Annotated in this window: 14 protein-coding genes; 12 read left to right on the top strand and 2 right to left on the bottom strand. The window is 36.5% G+C overall.

The window, feature by feature from the left end; genetic code table 11:
• The first annotated feature begins 22 nt into the window (after positions 1 to 22).
• Both FLS47_RS13100 and FLS47_RS13095 read left to right on the top strand, forming a co-directional pair.
• On the top strand, positions 23 to 688 hold the full coding sequence (locus FLS47_RS13100) for a potassium channel family protein (protein ID WP_149914818.1): 666 nt from the start codon (positions 23 to 25) through the stop codon (positions 686 to 688).
• Between the two features lie 76 nt (positions 689 to 764).
• Positions 765 to 3,227, top strand: a complete 2,463-nt coding sequence (locus FLS47_RS13095; protein ID WP_149914817.1) for a YfhO family protein — start codon at positions 765 to 767, stop codon at positions 3,225 to 3,227.
• 39 nt (positions 3,228 to 3,266) lie between these two features.
• Here FLS47_RS13095 and FLS47_RS13090 read toward each other — a convergent pair whose 3' ends face one another.
• On the bottom strand, positions 3,267 to 3,863 hold the full coding sequence (locus FLS47_RS13090) for a ribonuclease HII (protein WP_149914816.1): 597 nt from the start codon (positions 3,861 to 3,863) through the stop codon (positions 3,267 to 3,269).
• A gap of 139 nt (positions 3,864 to 4,002) precedes the next feature.
• Here FLS47_RS13090 and FLS47_RS13085 point away from each other — a divergent pair, with 139 nt between their 5' ends.
• The 4 genes from FLS47_RS13085 (at position 4,003) to fabD (ending at position 9,908) form a co-directional block, all read left to right on the top strand.
• Positions 4,003 to 4,746 carry a hypothetical protein gene (locus FLS47_RS13085; protein WP_188347432.1) on the top strand — a complete coding sequence of 248 codons (744 nt, stop codon included), beginning with the start codon at positions 4,003 to 4,005 and terminating at the stop codon, positions 4,744 to 4,746.
• Positions 4,747 to 4,763: 17 nt separating this feature from the next.
• The gene (locus tag FLS47_RS13080) at positions 4,764 to 7,613 is read left to right on the top strand and encodes an outer membrane beta-barrel protein (protein WP_149914814.1); all 2,850 of its coding nucleotides are present in this window, start codon (positions 4,764 to 4,766) and stop codon (positions 7,611 to 7,613) included.
• A gap of 94 nt (positions 7,614 to 7,707) precedes the next feature.
• Positions 7,708 to 8,943, top strand: coding sequence for a M16 family metallopeptidase (locus FLS47_RS13075; protein ID WP_149914813.1), 1,236 nt, complete (start codon positions 7,708 to 7,710; stop codon positions 8,941 to 8,943).
• Positions 8,944 to 9,017: 74 nt separating this feature from the next.
• Positions 9,018 to 9,908 (top strand): ACP S-malonyltransferase, encoded by an 891-nt coding sequence (gene fabD / locus FLS47_RS13070; protein WP_149914812.1) that lies wholly within the window; start codon positions 9,018 to 9,020, stop codon positions 9,906 to 9,908.
• Between the two features lie 48 nt (positions 9,909 to 9,956).
• Here fabD and FLS47_RS13065 read toward each other — a convergent pair whose 3' ends face one another.
• On the bottom strand, positions 9,957 to 10,685 hold the full coding sequence (locus FLS47_RS13065; RefSeq protein WP_149914811.1) for an RDD family protein: 729 nt from the start codon (positions 10,683 to 10,685) through the stop codon (positions 9,957 to 9,959).
• Between the two features lie 32 nt (positions 10,686 to 10,717).
• Between FLS47_RS13065 and FLS47_RS13060 the strand changes: the two genes are divergently transcribed.
• From FLS47_RS13060 to FLS47_RS13035, 6 genes are read left to right on the top strand one after another with little or no spacing between them, the layout of a single operon-like run.
• Positions 10,718 to 11,683, top strand: a complete 966-nt coding sequence (locus tag FLS47_RS13060; RefSeq protein WP_149914810.1) for a stage II sporulation protein M — start codon at positions 10,718 to 10,720, stop codon at positions 11,681 to 11,683.
• Positions 11,671 to 12,588, top strand: coding sequence for an ABC transporter permease (locus FLS47_RS13055; RefSeq protein ID WP_149914809.1), 918 nt, complete (start codon positions 11,671 to 11,673; stop codon positions 12,586 to 12,588). Before FLS47_RS13060 ends, FLS47_RS13055 begins: the two co-directional genes overlap by 13 nt.
• Positions 12,581 to 13,381, top strand: a complete 801-nt coding sequence (locus tag FLS47_RS13050; RefSeq protein ID WP_149914808.1) for a hypothetical protein — start codon at positions 12,581 to 12,583, stop codon at positions 13,379 to 13,381. The genes FLS47_RS13055 and FLS47_RS13050 overlap by 8 nt, the downstream gene beginning before the upstream one ends.
• Positions 13,378 to 14,583 (top strand): DUF4350 domain-containing protein, encoded by a 1,206-nt coding sequence (locus tag FLS47_RS13045; RefSeq protein ID WP_149914807.1) that lies wholly within the window; start codon positions 13,378 to 13,380, stop codon positions 14,581 to 14,583. Before FLS47_RS13050 ends, FLS47_RS13045 begins: the two co-directional genes overlap by 4 nt.
• Positions 14,580 to 15,581 carry an AAA family ATPase gene (locus FLS47_RS13040; RefSeq protein ID WP_149914806.1) on the top strand — a complete coding sequence of 334 codons (1,002 nt, stop codon included), beginning with the start codon at positions 14,580 to 14,582 and terminating at the stop codon, positions 15,579 to 15,581. The genes FLS47_RS13045 and FLS47_RS13040 overlap by 4 nt, the downstream gene beginning before the upstream one ends.
• Positions 15,581 to 16,909, top strand: a complete 1,329-nt coding sequence (locus tag FLS47_RS13035) for a DUF58 domain-containing protein (protein ID WP_149914805.1) — start codon at positions 15,581 to 15,583, stop codon at positions 16,907 to 16,909. Before FLS47_RS13040 ends, FLS47_RS13035 begins: the two co-directional genes overlap by 1 nt.
• Positions 16,910 to 16,931 lie beyond the last annotated feature (22 nt).

Genomic DNA, 16,931 nt, shown 5'->3' with positions numbered 1-16,931 from the left:
TTTAACGTGAAAAAAATCAAGAATGAAATATATTATTTTGGGATTGGGGCATTTTGGACGTTCGTTGGGTATTCACCTGACGGAATTGGGACATGAGGTAATCGGTGCTGATCTCAATATTCAAATTGTCGAACAGTTAAAAGATAAAATCACACATACCGTGTGCTTGGATACTACAGATCGGGAGGCTGTGAGTTCGCTGCCGCTTAAAGATTGTGATGCGGTGATTGTGGCGATTGGAGAGGACGAAGGTGCGACGCTGATGACAACAGCGCTTGTAAAACAATTGGGTGTGAAGCGCATTATTGGACGTGTAGTTTCTGATCTGCAGCGCACAGTGATGGAAGCGATGCAAATCGATGAATATATCATGCCCGAAGAGGAGGCTGCAGAGCGACTAGCCATGCGATTGGACAATATTGATATTGTCGATTCGTTTAAAGTTTCCGAACGCTATTCCATCATTGAAACCAAAGTGCCGCGGAAATATGTGGGCATGACATTGCAAGAAGCAAACCTGACAAATAAATATAAAGTCATCGTGCTAACAACGGTAAAGGTTACCGAAAACTCACATAAAGAAGCATCGGGAATTGCCAAATCGGACACGTTATTGAAAGAAAACGATTTGTTGGTACTTTTTGGTGAATTATCCGATATTAAAAAGTTAATTGAAAAAGGAAACTAATCAACAAAGTCTAAGTAAATATTAAAATCAATTCTATATTTTTGGTCTTTGACAAAAAATAACCGCTAAATTATTCATGAAAAATTGGTTTAAGGATAACTCCTCACATTTAATCGTAATCGCAATATTTTTTGCCTTAGTGTTTTTCTATTTTTCGCCAGTATGGCAAGGTAAAACATTATCGCAACATGACGTTGTACAAGCAATGGGTAGCCAAAAAGAGCTTTTTGATTTTAAAGCTAAAGATGGTAAAGCACCACAGTGGACAAACTCTATGTTTGGCGGCATGCCAACATTCCAAATTTGGTACCACCATTCTACAAACGTAGCAACGTATATCAGTAACGCTGTAAAATCAGTGTTTCCATTGCCCGCCGATGTAATATTGATTTATTTATTAGGGGGATATTTTTTGTTAAGTGTATTACGTGTTAAGCCTTGGTTGGCGGCTGTCGGTGCAATTGCTATAACTTTTTCTTCTTACAACTTCATTTATATTGAAGCGGGACATGTTAACAAAGCTTATGCGATTGCTTACTTAGCTCCAATTATTGGAGCAGTAATAATGTGTTATCGAGGTAATAAATTATGGGGTGGTATTTTATTAGCCTTATTTTTAGCGTTAGAAATTAGAACGAACCATGTTCAAATGACGTACTATCTGTTTATAGCGTTGTTAGTGTTTGTCGGGTTTGAGTTATATTATGCAATTCGTGACAAGAAGTTACCCGAATTTGCAAAAAACTCTGCTGTTCAATTAGGTGCTGTTTTGGTTGCAGTGGCGGTAAATGCAACGGTATTATTTCCGACATATGAATACAGTAAGTTAACGACACGTGGTAAAGCAAATCTTGCAAAGACGGAGGATGGAAAATCATCTGCCGGACTTGATAAAGATTACGCTTATGCATGGAGTCAAGGTATAAGCGAGAATTTAACATTAATAATTCCTAATGCCCTTGGGGGGAAATCGGGAGGCCTTTTAGATGAAGAATCTCATGTGGCTAAATTTTTCACAAACATGGGGGCACCTCAACAACAGGCTGTTCAATATGCTCAAAGTATTCCTACTTATTGGGGAGATAAATCTTTTACTTCAGGACCGTGGTATTTTGGAGCGGGTGTCATAGCTTTATTTATATTGGGTTTATTTATTGTTAAGGATCGATTGAAATGGTGGATACTTTCTGCATTTATTTTAACGATGCTATTGGCTCTTGGGGAAAACTTCCCATTGGTTATCGATATTTTCTTTGATTATTTCCCTCTCTTTAACAAGTTTAGAGCTCCTGAATCTATTTTAATTATTCCTTCAATATTAGTACCTCTTTTAGCAGTATTAGCAGTCCACGAATTAATAAATCGCAAAGATGAAATTGTAGAATTAGATAAAAAGGTGCTATATAGTTTTGGATCAGTAGCAGCAATTTGTTTGCTGATTGCAATTGTACCAAGTATTTTAAGCTTCAGAGTTTCAGATCACCAAGGTTTTGTAGCTATGCTTAGCCAACAACTGGGTGATGCTGGAATGGCTAACCAATTGGCGGATGCATTGGTAAAAGATAGATCAGATTTGGCATCAGCTGATGCATGGCGTTCGTTCTTTATTGTTGCTGTTGTTTTCGCTTTAATATTTGCCTTTATCAAAAAGAAATTATCTGCTACTGTCCTTATAATTTCCATAGGTACTGTGACGTTGGTAGACCTTTGGACTGTAGATAAGCGCTACCTAAATAATGATACATTTGTGGATAAAAGTGTCTATAGAAATCCTATTGAAGAGCGTGAAGTAGATCAATTGATTAAAATAGATAAAGATCCAAGTTATCGCGTGTTGGATTTGACTACCAATCCTTTCTCGGATGCTAAAGCTTCTTTCTTCCACAAGAACTTTGGGGGTTACCACGCTGCAAAATTAATGCGCTATCAAGAAATCTTAGAACATCAATTCAATGGCGCAATCAATGAGGACGTGTTGGATATGTTCAACGTGCGTTATTTGATTACAAAAGATCCTCAAAATAATGTAGATAGAATTCAACGCCGGTCGACAGCTGCTGGAAATGCTTGGTTTGTGGATAGAGTGACTTTTGTCAAAGATAATAACCAAGAAATGCAAGCTATTAGTAGCTTTGATCCATCAAAAGAAGCTTTCGTGCATGAAGAATTTAAGTCTAAGATTGACGAAAAAAGATTGGGCTTAGCGAATAATGCTTCTATCAAGTTGACTTCTTATCATCCAGATAAAATGGAATATGAGTATTCTGCTCCAAATGATGTGTTCGCGGTATTCTCGGAAGTATATTATGAAAAAGGATGGAAGGCGTATGTAGATGGCGAAGAAGTTCCGATTCTACGTGCGGATTATATTTTACGTGCATTGCAATTGCCTGGAGGAAATCACAAAGTAGAATTTGTATTCGATCCAGAGACTGTAAAAATTAGCAGTATTATATCTTTGATAGGATCTATAATATTGGTGCTAGGAATATTGGCAGGAATTTTCCTTACCTACAGAAGAAAACAAAAAGTAGCATAATAACAAAAAATGGCTTTTCAATTGAAAAGCCATTTTTATTTAAAACAAAGTCAGTTGCGGTCTACTCACTGTAAATGTCTTGCGGTGATGTGGTGTAAACCCTAATTCCAATACGGTTGTACGGTGCTTCACTGTAGGATATCCTTTATTTGTAGCCCAATCGTACTGTGGGAAATCTTTTCCTAGTTCTACCATATAATCATCACGATAGGTTTTAGCTAATATTGAAGCGGCTGCTATAGACAAATATTTGCCATCACCCTTTATAATGCATTGGTATTGCACATTTTTGTACGGAATAAAACGATTACCGTCTATTAGGAGCAACTCGGGTTGTACCGTAAGCGCATCCAACGCGAGGTGCATAGCTTTATAAGAAGCGTTGTGAATATTTATTTTATCAATTTCTTGGGGACTAACGGTCATCACTGCAAAAGCCAAAGCATCACGTTCGATGATTGGTCTTAATTCCATTCTTTTCTTTTCTGAAAGCTTTTTCGAATCATTTAGAATCGGATTGAAATATCCTTTTGGAAATACAACAGCCGCCGCAAAAACTGGGCCTGCGAGGCATCCTCTTCCTGCTTCGTCACAACCTGCTTCGACTAAATCTTCTTGATAATGTGATAATAACATACTTTCTAATCTGTAACTTCTCTGTGATAACACAAAAAATTGTAGCCGATACAATAACTAATTGTTTTTTTTGTATCTCGATTAAACTTTTCAATAATTGAGCTGTCTAATTCATTCGTAAAAATAAGTAGAAAAACTAATGTATAAGCTTTCTTTTCTTTTATTATGTGTTATTCTGCCTAATCTTACATTTGCTCAGAAAAACAAAAAAGTGAATTATACCTTCTCCAAAGCGGAGAATATTTCAATTGATGCAAGTTTAAACGATTGGGATGGACATTTGACAACTGTTCCTGGCGATCTATGGTCTTTTGCGGTAGCTGAACAAAATAATGAATTGTTTGTCGCTATTGTTGTCAAAGATTTGCCGTTGCAGCGTGAGGCTTTTCGTGGAGGCTTATTTGTAGATATTAGCTATACAGACAAAAAGAAAGAAGGAGCTCGACTACAATTCCCTTATTGGGACAGGGAGCGCAGGAGAGCCTTGGCTAATGATGAAGAATTAGCGAATAAAAATTTTGAAGAAGAGCTTCTAAATAATGTGAATGGGTATTTTCTGTCGGGGTTTGGACGTGTGCGTGATGGTGTGTTAGCAATTAACAACGATTATAATATACAGGCAAAAGTTAAAATAGATAGTAATAAATGTTTGGTTTACGAAGCTAGGATACCTCTTAGCTTAGTTGGGCTAAAAACTAATGATTTAGCAATTAACTTAGGCATAAATACAAATTATAACCAAATGAAAAAAATTGCTTCCAATTCAAACAGAAATAGAAATATGTCTCCTATGATGATGGGAAGACCAACGATGAGTAACACACTAAAAAATCCATTTTCGAGCGATACAGATATTTGGGTTTTTGATAAAATAAAAAAATAGTTATATACATATACATTATGAAGTTTTATAGTGCTTTAATAGCCGTATTATTTTTGAGTCTAGGTTTTAATCTACAAGCTCAATCCAATAAAGTAGTTCAAGGTTTACTACGTGATTCCCTATCTCGAATAGTTTCTGGAGCTACAGTGCAATTTATATCTGAGACTGATACTTTGCGTACCAGCTCATCAGTAGGAGGTATCTTTACCTTCAACAATGTCAAAGCAGATAAATTCAAAATCAAAATTGCGAGTTTGGGTTTTGAACCATATGAAAATGAGTTTACTTTCCCTGTTGGAGAAACAAGAATGTTGGTTCCTACTATACAGTTGGCTCCGATTTCAAATATGATTGAAGAAGTTGTTGTAGCAGGCGTTGTTACCATTCAAGTAAAAGGTGATACTGTTGAATATGCTATGGACAACTTAAAGTTGCGTCAAGGTGCTGTTGCAGAGGATGCTTTGAAAAAATTACAAGGCGTAGATGTGGATAAAGACGGTAATGTAACTTCCCAAGGTGAACAAGTAACGCGTGTACGTATCAATGGTAAAGATTTCTTCGGTGGCGATGTGAAAACGGCTACACAAAATTTACCTGCAGATATTATCCAAAAAATCCAAGTTGTAGATGATTTTGGGGATATGGCAAACCTTACTGGAAACAAATCTGGTGAGTCAACCAAAGTGTTGAATATTCAAATTGATCCAAAGTATAATAATGGTTATGCTACGACGATACGTGTTGGTGGAGGTACAGAAGAACGCTATCAAACAACAGGTATGTTTATGGGATTCAAAGCAAATTCTCAAATTTCAGTTTTGGGAAATTTAAATAATATGAACGCTCCTTTATTTGATTTCAATGCAATGGGTGGTGGCGCTCGTGGTCGTCAAGGTGGCGGCGGTGGCCGTGGCGGCGGTGGTATGTTTGGAGGTGCTGAAGGTATTACAAATACAGGGTCAATTGGTATTAATGTTCGCCATGATTTCTCTGAAAAATTGAAGACTTACGGTTCGTATTCGTACGGACGCGATGATAATAATACATTATCTAATTCCTTTACAGAGTATATTGGTCAGAACTTAACAGAAGGTGATACGACTAATAACAATAGTATACGTGGTAATCATCGTTTTGAAGGAAATTTAGAGTGGAATATTACTGATAAGGATTATATCAAAATTACACCACAAATTGGATTCAACGATAACTCTACAAAAAATTTAGCGAATTCAATTTTATACAATAATTCGGCATTAGATTATACGCAGTTGCAGTTAGCAGAAAACGAATCTACTAGTCCTCGCTATAATTTCTCTGGACTATACAATAGAAGATTGAATGATAAAGGGCGCAACCTATTTTTCAATTTTAATTATGATAATGCATCGACGACTAACGAATACAATCAGGTTTTAGATCGTTTAACATATGATCCATCGAATCAAAATACACCAATCGGTGAGATCTACGAGCAAACTATCCGTGAAGCATTAAACAAAAGTTGGAATGCTGGTGCTTCAGTTTCGTATTTAGAGCCTTTATCCGAAAAAAGTAAATTAGAATTGGCTTACGATTATAATACAAATGATTATGATAATGAGGATAAGCAATCTGCTTTTAATGAGAATGGTAGTGCTTTGCCAGATCAAAAATTGAATTTCAATTACGATTATGACTACGGGTTCACCACACACAGATTTGGTGCAAGCTACATGTTTGAGAATGACAAAGTAAAATATTCATTAGGAGCGGCAGTTCAACCATCTCTATTAAAAGGTACAGCCAAATCATTATCCAATAATGTGAATATCGATCGTTCTAATTTGAATATTATTCCAATTGCGCGCTTTGAATATAAGTTCTCTCGTCAATCAAATATTACTTTCAATTATTCAGGACGCTCAGCAGAGCCAGGTATTTCTCAGGTATTACCTTTTGAAGTGAGTACAAATAGAACAACCACGACGCTAGGTAACCCGAATTTGGATCCTGAATTCAGACACTCTATGAATGTGAGATTAAGAACGGGTGATTTTCAAAAGGGCAAGTCTTTCTTCGCGATGTTGCGTTCGGAGATTACACAAGATAAAATTGTTACGTTAAACAAACGTTATAGAGATCAGCCTACAGATCCGAATGTAATTTCATCAGGAATTGTACAAGAAATAGGTTACATCAATGAAACAGATCCAGTTTACAATATAAATTCATTTTATCATTGGTCTAGATCATTGAAAGAGAAGACCTATAATATCATGTATGGTGGTGGCGTGAGCTATGCACGTACAATTTCTTACTTGACAGATAATGAGAATGCAAGTTTAGTAAATAATGTAGCGGCTACTGGATTCGATAAGGGAGTCAATAATAATACAACCTTAACGCAAATGTTATTTTTTAGATATAATCCATCAGAGAATTTAGAAATCAATCCAGGTGTACGTTATAATTATACATGGACGAGCTCTACTTTACCTGATTTTGCAGCTGCTAATACACAGAAGATAGTTCCAAATATTGTTGGTTCAGTAAATTTAACAGCGAACACTATTTTTGGTGCTGATGTTTCTAAAGAATTTAACTCTGGATACCGTACTAATGCGAATCCATTTATCATCAATTCGTTCATTGAACAAAGATTCTTGAAAGACCAACGTGCCACTATTCGTTTCCAAGGATTTGATATATTGAATCAACAAACGAATATAAATCGTACTGTAGGTGAGATATTAAGAGATAGCCAAACAAATCGTTTAGCAAGATATTTTATGTTGACATTTACATTCAAATTGCAGAAATTCTCTGGAATTAATCCTATGCAAAGTGAGGGTCAATTCCCAGGACATAGACGCCCACGAATGTAATTTCAACGTCTTATAAATCAAACGGCTGTATGTTCATACAGCCGTTTTGTTTTTATTGTGTAGCTTTGCAATCACTTTTACATTAGTACATTAAATGAAGGAATACAATCTTATCCAGCTGGATAATGGTATCAGAATATTATTACATTACCAAAATTCTCCAATCACGCACACGTGTATGATTGTCAATGCAGGTGCGAAAGATGAGCAAGAAGGAAAATATGGTGTTGCGCATTTTATAGAACATTTATTATTCAAACGCACCGAGCGACGTTCTACAAATCAAATCTTGAATCGATTAGAACAAGTTGGTGGAGATTTGAACGCATATACAACCAAAGAATATACTTGCCTCCACGCTTCATTTCTAAATCCACATTTAGAGCGTGCTTTGGATTTATTTGAAGATGTACTATTTCATTCTACATTTCCTGCTAATGAAGTCGAAAAGGAAAAAGGGGTGATTTTGGATGAAATGGCTTCGTATTTGGATAGTCCCGAAGAATCCATTATGGATGATTTTGAGGATTTATTATTCAAAGGAACAGGTTTAGGACATAATATTTTAGGGCTTGAAGATGACTTAAAATCTTTGCAGAAAGACGATGTTTTGGATTTCATGCAAAAGAACTACGATACCAATGAAATTGTCATTGCTATTGGTGGGAATTATTCGCTAGCGCAAGTTGAGCGCCTTGGGAATAAGATTTTTGGGAAGTTAAAATCCAACACAAGAGCTAAACAAGATAAAGTAAGTTTCGAGAACGTAAGTCAACAAATCGTGATTGAAAAACCTATCAATCAAGCACATTATATGCTTGGGGTGAAGACTTTCGGTATTTACGATGAACGCAAAACAGCCATGTTGTTATTGAATAATATGTTGGGTGGTTTTGGAATGAGTTCGATTTTGAATCTGGGTATTCGTGAGAAATATGGTATTGCCTACACGATCGAATCCAATTTCACAATGTACACGGATACAGGACATTTTAATATTTATTTGGGTACGGACGAAGAGAAATTGAAGAAAGCAGTTTCTTTGGTATTCAAAGAATTGAATAAACTCAAGCAAGCGCCTATTTCGGCTTATCAACTCAAACAAGCGAAACAAAAGTTCAAAGGTCAAATTGCTTTAGCAGAAGAAAGTCGCATGAGTATGATCATTGCAGAAGCAAAAAATCTCATCGATTACGGCAAAGTAATTCCGTTGCAAGATGTTTTTGATAAGATTGATGCGGTTACGACTGAAGATATTCTGGATCTATCGCAGACATTTTTTGATGAATCAAAGTTGACTTCGTTGAGCTTTGTGCCCGAAGAAGAATAGCATTTCAGCAATATTGTTATATTTGCCGATATTTTCCATTAGATAATAACCTTTAACATAGAAAATAAGTCGTCATGAAAACAGCTTACATTTTCCCAGGTCAGGGTGCTCAATTCGTAGGAATGGGTCAGGACTTGTACAATCTTAATGAAGAGACGAAAGCTTTATTTGAGAAAGCAAACGATATTTTAGGTTTTCGTATCACAGATATCATGTTCAATGGTACAGACGAAGATCTTAAACAAACTAATGTTACACAGCCTGCTATTTTCTTGCATTCTGTAATTTTAGCAAAAGCTTTGGGTGATAAATTCCAACCTTCAATGGTTGCAGGTCACTCTTTGGGTGAGTTTTCTGCATTGGTTTCTGCAGGAGCGTTATCTTTTGAAGATGGCTTAAAATTAGTTTCGCAACGCGCGAATGCAATGCAAAAAGCATGTAAATTGCAACCTTCTACTATGGCAGCAATCTTAGGTTTAGACGATGAGACAGTAGAAAAAATATGTGCACAAGTAGAAGAAGTTGTTGTAGCCGCGAATTACAATTGTCCTGGACAATTGGTTATTTCGGGTTCTATCGAGGGTGTAGATAAAGCATGTGCTTTATTGACTGAGGCTGGCGCCAAACGTGCATTAAAATTGAATGTAGGTGGTGCATTCCACTCGCCACTGATGGAGCCTGCGAAAGTTGAATTGCAAGCAGCTATTGAGGCTACAGACATTCAATCTCCTTTATGTCCGATTTACCAAAATGTAGATGCTAAAGCATACACAGATCCACAAGAAATAAAAGCAAATTTAATTGCACAATTAACTGGTGCAGTTCGTTGGACGCAAACCGTACAAAATATGCTAGCAGATGGAGCTGAAGCTTTTGTGGAAGTTGGTCCAGGTAATGTTTTGCAAGGATTGGTGAAAAAAGTAGATCGTCAAGCACAAACGTCTTCTGCTTCTATCGCAGAATAAGAAGTTTAAATACATAGAAAAAGCGACTCTCAGAGTCGCTTTTTTATTTTAGTTATCTTTGAACGAATAATAGTGGTCTTGAATAACCTGAGCTACGAAAGCTTCTGGTCTATCAGTAGATTTCTTTCCAATCATTGTTTCCACCTTTTCCGCTAAAGCAATTATGATTTCGTAATTTTTTCGGCGATAGCCTGTATTATAAATGTCTTTTATTTCGTTGATCTCCTGATCAGAAATTTTATACACTTCGGGATAAACGATTTTGTGTTCTACAGTGAGTTCTTCGAATACCGTTTCTTTAAGATTTAAAGTTTCTTTCAAACTTATCACTGTCGTATCTGCGGCAATATCACCCAACCGTTGGCCTTTCTGAGAAAGAATAATACTCGTTAATCCAACTCCACCCATGCTTAAAAATATATCCACAGCATTGGAAACCCAACGAATAAAATATTGGTAGAATGTGGCGCGTGTACCATCTATCTTCACCACCTTGAGTTTCATAATTTTCTTACCCAACGTTTGGCCATTTAGTGTTGTTTCGCATGCCAAAGGGTAAAAAAATAGCGGTAGAAAAACCAATGAATATATTCCCCACAAAGACCAATTGTCTAATCCTTCGAGGAAATCGAATGTGCTGAAAAACACATAAACCATAAACGCGTAAAGCATCATAATACCGTAATCAATAGCAAAGGCTAGAATACGAGAACCAACAGGCGCTAATTTGTATTCAAAGTTTACGTTTTGTGGCGTATTTATTAACAGCTTATTCATATATTTGAGATAAAGTCAATTTAACTTAAATAATGCGAGAGGCGTCCTTTATAGAACGAAATAAAGAAAAATGGTTGTCAATTGAAAATAATTTACTCAATATTGTGCATGTAGATCCCGATATTTTGGCATCTAACTATATTGAACTGACCAACGACCTAGCGTACGCACAGACTTTTTATCCGCAAAGCAAAACCAAAGATTACCTCAATGAGCTTTCGATTCGTGCACATCAGCTTATTTATAAAGATCAGAAATCTTCCAGCAATAAGCTAGCACATTTTTTCACGTATGAAATTTTTGAATCTATTTGGAAGATCAGAAAGCCACTTATCTATTCTTTATTGATATTTCTGTTGGCAAATGTAATTGGGTTTATTTCGGCAGTGTATGAAGAGAGCTTTTTGAAGTTTATTATGGGTTCGCATTATGTCGATATGACGTTGGCGAATATTAAAGATGGAAATCCAGCGGGCGTATATCAGCAGGGGTCAAATTGGGGTGGGGCATTAGCAATAACTATAAATAATGTGAAGGTTGCATTTTTTGCATTTATATACGGAATTTTCTTCAGCTTGGGTACAGGCTATATTCTAATGCTCAACGGTATTATGGTCGGTACTTTCCATTATTTGTTTTACAAATATGATGTTTTGGGCGAAGCGATGACAGCAATTTGGATTCACGGCACCATTGAGCTATCCGTAATCGTCATTGCTGGAGGCTGTGGATTGGCAATGGGAAATAGCATACTTTTCCCTAAATCTTACACCCGATTAGAATCATTCAAACGTGCAGTAAAACATGCTTCCAAAGTATTGATTAGCACGATTCCATTCTTTATCGTAGCAGGAACTTTAGAAGGTTATGTTACGCGCTATTATCAAGTTTCGATTTGGTTGTGCTTGCTTGTTATAGTATTATCCGCAATTGCAATAGCATATGTCTATATTATAAAACCTAAACAAATGGCTGTAAAATACGCATGGGACAAATAGACTTCGAATTTAAGCGGGAGCGTAAGTTGGGGGAATTTGTACAGGATTTTATCAACTTATTGAAAGTAATCAATAGACACCTTTTTGCTGTTTTATTTCGATTATTAATTATACCTATTTGTTTGGTCATTTTAATAGGATATTATTTAACTACACAGATGCGTATTAGCGCAAGTTTTACAAATGTGGATTATTTTAACGTTGGTGTTAGTGTGTTGAGCCTTGTATTGCTCATTATGCTAATTTCCTTGTTTGCATTTGGTTTTACGATTGAGTACTTTATATTATTACGCAATAAAAGGACGTTAGATTTTGATTCGAAGGAACTGTGGACTCAATTTCGCAACAATATTGCTTCTTACTTGAGGTTTTTCCTTGCCATGTTGGTCGTGGGGGTATTGATTGCAGTTCCCGTGATTTTAGGTGTGTTATTGTCTGCATTTATTCCAATTGTTGGATCATTTGCGTCGGGAATTATTTTTTCAATGGTTGGGCTTTGGTTTTTTACAGCATTTATGTTGTATCGCGAAGGTTATTATGATTTAATGGACTGTTTTGGTTCTGCTTTTTCCTTATTGAAAAAGAAAATTTTCGAATACGGTCTAGCTTCATATATAGTTTCGTTTATATTTCAAGCTCTGTTGAGCATTGTCACGATTATTCCTATGGTTATCATTTTTGCGATAAGCTACAATGCAATAGGATTTTCTACGGAGTTCTTTGATTCGGAATGGGGGCGTACTATTGCCACATTTGGTGGTTTGGTAGTCGTATTATTGTTTATCGTGTATTATATGCTCTCGGTAATTAGTTATGGAATTATTTATGAGACTGCAAAGGAATTAAGATTTGGTGAGGATATTTTTGACCGCATTGAAAAATTGGGAGGAGATAAAAATGGGTAAATCTTGGTTTATACTTTTTATTCTCTTAGGTAATGCTATTTCTGCATTCGCAGTCCAAGATTCCACAGAAGTTTTGGAATCAATTGCTGAAGAAGTCGAAAAACCCGATCCCAAATACGAATACTGGCGAAAAGATTATTACAAAGACATCACAGTCGCAGATTCATTAATTTCTCCTGCCAATCAGGACTTTGAGAAAATGTTTGCTAAATACCAGAGCAGCGAATTTGAATATATTGAAAGCATTTCGGATAAGTTGAGTACGTGGGAAACGATAAAGAATTGGATCAACAAATTTTTCAGCGATCTATTTCCAGATATTAATGCGAGCCCAGGCGATTGGTTTTATAATATGTTGGGCATTGCTGGAGCAGCTTTTGTTATCTTTCTTTTGTACAAATTTTTCTTCTCGGGTAGACAGTTTATTTTGAATTCAAATGAAAATGAAGATTCCGAAAAGGCGAAAATTAATTTTGTAGAGCGAAATTTGTTGGAGGTGGATCTCAAATCATATATTAAGGAAGCTGTAGCTTCGAACAATTATGCTTTAGCAATTCGATACCAACAATTATTAAATATTCAATTATTAGCTAAGAAAAATATAGTCTATTGGAATCAATCGAAGACCAATATGGAGTTGATGGATGAAATCACACGGTTGGACTTGCGATCAGACTTCAAAAAATGTACGGCATTGTTCGATTATGTATGGTTTGGTGATTTTACGATTTCAGCGTCCAAGTTTGAAGAGATAAGTCAACAGTTTCAAGAATTTCAAAGGAGGTGGGCATGAGCAAAAACACGTGGTTAGGCTTACTTTTATTGCTTGTTGTCTTCGTTGGAATTGCGTTGATTGATGCTGGCTCAAAGAAGCCAATTGATTGGCGAGAAAGTTATTTATTTAAGGACAAAATCCCCTTCGGAACTTATGTGTTTCGTGAAGAAATTCCACACATTTTATCTGAAGAAAGAACATTTACAAACTTCGGTGAATCGATTTATGAATTGATGATAAATCGAGATTCCACTGAAGAAGTGCATTCAGCGATAGTGGATATTAGCGAATTTCATAGTACGTATGACTACGATACCGAAGTGATTTTAGATTACGTCGAAAATGGGGGCGAGGTCTTTATGTCAGGTAAGTCCTTTTCGGATGAGTTCTTGGATACTTTGGGTTTGTACTTTGAGTTGTTGGATTATGCAAAATTTAGACCCACACCTAAATCAGTTTTTTATACATTAGGTGCCGATACCACTAAAGTTTTTCTCGATAAAGTAACCAATTTTCCTGCATTTACGAAGCTTAATCCGGATAATACCACTATCCTGGGGTATATAAATGCACGAGGTAGAGCCTTGCCGAATTTTATAAAAGTATCTCGAGGAAAAGGTGCGTTGTACTTACATCTGGTTCCAGCGTTTTTTGGTAATTACTACATGTTACAGGAAGAGAGTTACAATTATGTGTCTAAGGCAATCAATGTGGTAAAAAGCAAAGATATTTGGTTGTCGGATTATGGTTACAATTGGGAGCAACCGCGCACACCTCTTCGCGTAATATTAAAAAATCCTGGTTTTGCGCAGGCATGGTATTTATTACTAACAGGGTTAATATTGCTACTACTTTTCAAATCAAAACGGGAGCAGAGAGCTGTCCCTGTGCTTTTGCCCGAGCCCAATAAATCCAAAGAATTTGCACAAACTATCGGTAATTTGTATTACGAAAATGGAGCCCCTGGAAATATAATCCAAAAGAAGATCGAATACTTTTTATTTGATATACGGAACAATTATCAATTGGATACGTTGAACCTGCATGATGAGCGATTCATCAAGCAACTATCTTCCAAAGCCGGGATAGATATTCAAGAAACCAAGCAACTGTTGGAGTTGATTGATATGTATAGACACAAAAGCAATGCATCCATTCAAGATGTCAAGATTATAAACCAGAAAATTGAAGATTTTAAACAAAAAGCTAATTTCATATGATAGAGCAAGAAAATTTGGATCGATATAAACCTGATTTTGAAAACCGAATTGACTTAAGCACCTTGCAAGAAAAGCTTGAAGCTGTACGCGCTGAAGTTAAAAAGGTCATTATTGGACAAGATAAAGTAATCAACATGTTGTTGTTGTCTATTTTGTCCGGCGGTCACTCATTGATTGAGGGTTTGCCCGGAGTAGCAAAAACTTTGACCGCAAAACTGATTGCTAAATCTATTCGAAGTAACTTCAAGCGTATTCAATTTACACCTGATTTAATGCCTTCGGATGTCACGGGTTCGACTATATTAGATCTTAAATCCAATGAGTTTGAATTTCGTAAAGGCCCTATTTTCGGAAATGTTATTCTGATCGATGAGATAAATCGCGCGCCAGCAAAGACACAATCTTCACTTTTTGAGTGTATGAGTGAACGTCAAGTGACGGTCGATGGACAAACGTATCCGATGGCAAATCCTTTTATCGTGTTGGCTACGCAAAATCCCATTGAGCACGAAGGAACTTACCGTTTGCCGGAAGCACAATTGGATCGTTTCCTTTTCAAAATTGATGTCAATTACCCAGATACTGACCAAGAATTGGAAATCTTAAGAGAGCATCACGAGCAAAAGGCGAAAGATAAGGAAGATTTGGTGCAAGAAGTAGTATCAATTGATGAGATTATACATTTTCAGCATTTGGTTAAGTTGGTGTTCGTGCATGAGGATATTTTACGCTACATTGCTCAAATTATTGCGCAGACACGTAGCAATCCATATTTGTCATTAGGTGCATCGCCGAGAGCGTCAATAGCGATTTTAGAAGCATCCAAGGCTTGTGCAACATTGCAAGGACGCGATTTTGTAACGCCAGAAGATGTGAAATATGTAGCTGATGCTATTTTATCGCACCGCATTCAGTTGACACCAGAAAAGGAAATGGAAGGCTTTACGCCAGCTTACATCGTCCAACAGATTGTTGAAAGTGTTGAAATACCGAGGTAATGAAATTTATACGTAGGTTATATATTACGAATACTTTTTTCTATGTGCTGCTTGTACTTGCTGCTTGCTATGCCGTGTCTTTCTACATAGAACCACTTCGTATTGTATCTACAGTCATGCTTTGGATTTGGATTGCATTGTGTGTTTGGGATATAATCATTTTGTTTTTAGGGAAACACAATGTGAAAATCACACGTAAGTATCCGGATAAGCTTTCCAATGGAGATGATAACCCGTTTAAAATTGCATTAACAAGTTCGTTTCCGATAAAAGTCAAAGCGCGTGTTCTGGAAGAATTGCCTGTTCAATTGCAAATGCGTGATAATGAAACAGAAGTGGAGTTACTTCCACGCAAGGAACATCAATTTGAATATACGCTCCATCCCAAGAAACGTGGAGTCTATGTTTTCGCGAAATGTAATGTTTTAGTACGTCATTTGGGTTTGTTCGAGCGGAAATTTGTGTTGGACGAGTCTCTCGAAATTCCATGCTATCCTTCTTTTATCCAAATGCGTAAATATCAGCTTCTAGCGACTACTGATCGTTTGGTCGAGATGGGGGTAAAGCGTATCCGTCGCATAGGCAGTACAATGGAGTTTGACCACATTCGTGAATACGTGAAGGGTGATGAATACAAACATATGAACTGGAAGGCATCAGCCAAGCACAAACGACTGATGGTGAATCAATATCAAGAGGAGAAATCACAACCAATTTATTCGGTTATTGACACTGGTCGCGTGATGCGAATGCCTTTTAATGACATGACGCTATTGGATTATGCGATAAATTCTACATTGGTACTTTCCAATGCGGCTATTTTGAAGCAAGATAGAGCGGGGATGTTGACTTTTGGAAAAAAATGTGAAAATCACATTCCGCCCGAAAAGAACAATAAGCAAATGAAGCTTATTTCGGACAAACTATATGGCATTACTACAAATTTTGAAGAGTCCGAATTTGGAAATTTGTATGCATTTATGCGTCGACACGTCAACAAGCGCTCGTTGATATTTCTATATAGCAATTTTGAAACGTTAGATGCCCTGAATCGACAACTATCCTACCTCCGGATGATGGCAAAAAGCCATATTATAGTAGCAGTTGTATTCAAAAATACGGAGTTGATTCAAATGGCGAAAGAGAACGCTAAATCATCCGTAGAAATATACAATAAAATTATTGCAGAGAAATTTGTCTACGAAAAAAGTCTAATCATTCAAGAGCTTAATCGAAATGGTATTCAAACAATTTATACTGCACCCGAGGATCTGAGTATAAAATCGATCAACAAATACCTTGAAATAAAGGCTCGCGGATTGATATAAAAATAACAAAGGCAGAATTTTT

The organism is Sphingobacterium cavernae, assembly GCF_008520265.1.
GTDB lineage: Bacteria > Bacteroidota > Bacteroidia > Sphingobacteriales > Sphingobacteriaceae > Sphingobacterium > Sphingobacterium cavernae.
This window is presented reverse-complemented; position numbering and strand designations above follow the sequence as displayed.

What these genes read in the sequence shown, in the direction of transcription:
- FLS47_RS13100 (WP_149914818.1), top strand. Translation starts at nt 23, where the DNA reads ATGAAATATATTATTTTGGGATTGGGGCATTTTGGACGTTCGTTGGGT.
- FLS47_RS13095 (WP_149914817.1), top strand. Translation starts at nt 765, where the DNA reads ATGAAAAATTGGTTTAAGGATAACTCCTCACATTTAATCGTAATCGCA.
- FLS47_RS13090 (WP_149914816.1), bottom strand. Translation starts at nt 3,863, where the DNA reads ATGTTATTATCACATTATCAAGAAGATTTAGTCGAAGCAGGTTGTGAC.
- FLS47_RS13085 (WP_188347432.1), top strand. Translation starts at nt 4,003, where the DNA reads ATGTATAAGCTTTCTTTTCTTTTATTATGTGTTATTCTGCCTAATCTT.
- FLS47_RS13080 (WP_149914814.1), top strand. Translation starts at nt 4,764, where the DNA reads ATGAAGTTTTATAGTGCTTTAATAGCCGTATTATTTTTGAGTCTAGGT.
- FLS47_RS13075 (WP_149914813.1), top strand. Translation starts at nt 7,708, where the DNA reads ATGAAGGAATACAATCTTATCCAGCTGGATAATGGTATCAGAATATTA.
- fabD (WP_149914812.1), top strand. Translation starts at nt 9,018, where the DNA reads ATGAAAACAGCTTACATTTTCCCAGGTCAGGGTGCTCAATTCGTAGGA.
- FLS47_RS13065 (WP_149914811.1), bottom strand. Translation starts at nt 10,685, where the DNA reads ATGAATAAGCTGTTAATAAATACGCCACAAAACGTAAACTTTGAATAC.
- FLS47_RS13060 (WP_149914810.1), top strand. Translation starts at nt 10,718, where the DNA reads ATGCGAGAGGCGTCCTTTATAGAACGAAATAAAGAAAAATGGTTGTCA.
- FLS47_RS13055 (WP_149914809.1), top strand. Translation starts at nt 11,671, where the DNA reads ATGGGACAAATAGACTTCGAATTTAAGCGGGAGCGTAAGTTGGGGGAA.
- FLS47_RS13050 (WP_149914808.1), top strand. Translation starts at nt 12,581, where the DNA reads ATGGGTAAATCTTGGTTTATACTTTTTATTCTCTTAGGTAATGCTATT.
- FLS47_RS13045 (WP_149914807.1), top strand. Translation starts at nt 13,378, where the DNA reads ATGAGCAAAAACACGTGGTTAGGCTTACTTTTATTGCTTGTTGTCTTC.
- FLS47_RS13040 (WP_149914806.1), top strand. Translation starts at nt 14,580, where the DNA reads ATGATAGAGCAAGAAAATTTGGATCGATATAAACCTGATTTTGAAAAC.
- FLS47_RS13035 (WP_149914805.1), top strand. Translation starts at nt 15,581, where the DNA reads ATGAAATTTATACGTAGGTTATATATTACGAATACTTTTTTCTATGTG.